The organism is Croceicoccus hydrothermalis (assembly GCF_022378335.1).
Classification (GTDB): Bacteria; Pseudomonadota; Alphaproteobacteria; order Sphingomonadales; family Sphingomonadaceae; genus Croceicoccus; species Croceicoccus hydrothermalis.
In genome coordinates this window covers 1-1,212 of record NZ_JAIQCI010000042.1, presented here as the reverse complement: position 1 = coordinate 1,212, position 1,212 = coordinate 1, and the positions used below count along the sequence as shown (strand labels likewise).

Sequence of the window (1,212 nt, the reverse complement as noted above, 5' to 3'; positions counted from 1 at the left end):
GGCGTGCGCCTTGATCAATCAGGCACCGCCACATCGCCGTCCGAACAACACGAAGCGGTAGCCTCATGAATAGGACGGGTTAGATCGTTCCTTCTTTCAAATCCTCGTGGCAAACGGCAACTGACGCGCACCATCCTTATGCAAAGGCACGGCATCAGGAGGTCTGGGATTCGAAATCGGCTGAACGCAAAACGGTCTTATTTCCACCGCCTGCTCCCAACGCTTCCTCAGCAAACATCCACCATGCCGACCGCGAACGACCATGTTTGCGGGTGAGCTTTTGAGATCTATATCCTCAGAATGTGATTGCTGGAGACATCATATTCTGATCGACGACATACGCGCGGCCCGGCAGGCGAAAGGCTGGCTGCAGCGTTCCCTCGCAGCACGCTCAGGTGTCAGCGCGCAAGCGATCTATCGCCTTGAGCGCGGCATCGGTTCGGCGAAGACACTGGAGGCGGTGTTCAACGCCCTGGACTATAGGCTGACCGGAATTGGGCCCGGCAAAACGCTTGCCGGCCAATTGCGCAATCGGCGGATGAAGCAAAACGTCACCATAGGGGATTTGGCAAAGCGCACCGGCCTTTCACCCACTACGATCACAGCCGTGGAAAACGGCGGCGGCTCGATCGCGAGCATAATCCGCATTCTGGAAGTTCTGGCTCCCGGCGCAAAACGGCGGGCGCCTGAAAGAGCCTATTGGGGTCAAGGTGACAAGGAGGATCGCGATAGTCGCTTTACACCCGAAGAGTTCATGGAGCCGATTTACACAGCCTTCGGCAGCATCGACCTGGACCCGTGCGGGCATCCCTCCAGTCCCGTCATCGCAACTCGCAAATTCATCCCAGGAAACGGAGATGACGGGCTTCGAGACGATTGGTTTGGCAGGTTCGTTTACGTCAATCCGCCCTTCTCCGCGCAGCTGCGCTGGTTGCGTCGCGCGCATGAGCAATGGCGCATGGAAAACGCGCGGACCATAGCATGCCTCGTGCCTGCCAGAACGGATTCGTCATGGTTTCATGAGACGCTGCGTGCCGATGCCGACGTCTACTTTTTGCAAGGGCGGGTCCGGTTTATCGACCTGCGCGGAAAGTCGCAGGCAACGCCTTTCTCGTTGATGCTGGTCGTTCTCGGCGCAAACGCGGACCAAAAGGACGCTTTTGCCGCTGCCGTCCCCGGGTTCTGGATGGATCGAAAATAACAAAAGGGGCG

1 protein-coding gene is annotated in these 1,212 nt (G+C 58.0%); it reads left to right on the top strand.

Annotated features, from left to right (window positions below):
• Nucleotides 1–262 precede the first annotated feature (262 nt).
• Nucleotides 263–1,201, top strand: coding sequence for a DNA N-6-adenine-methyltransferase (locus K4G67_RS15675; RefSeq protein ID WP_239807228.1), 939 nt, complete (start codon nucleotides 263–265; stop codon nucleotides 1,199–1,201).
• The last annotated feature ends 11 nt before the right edge of the window (nucleotides 1,202–1,212 follow it).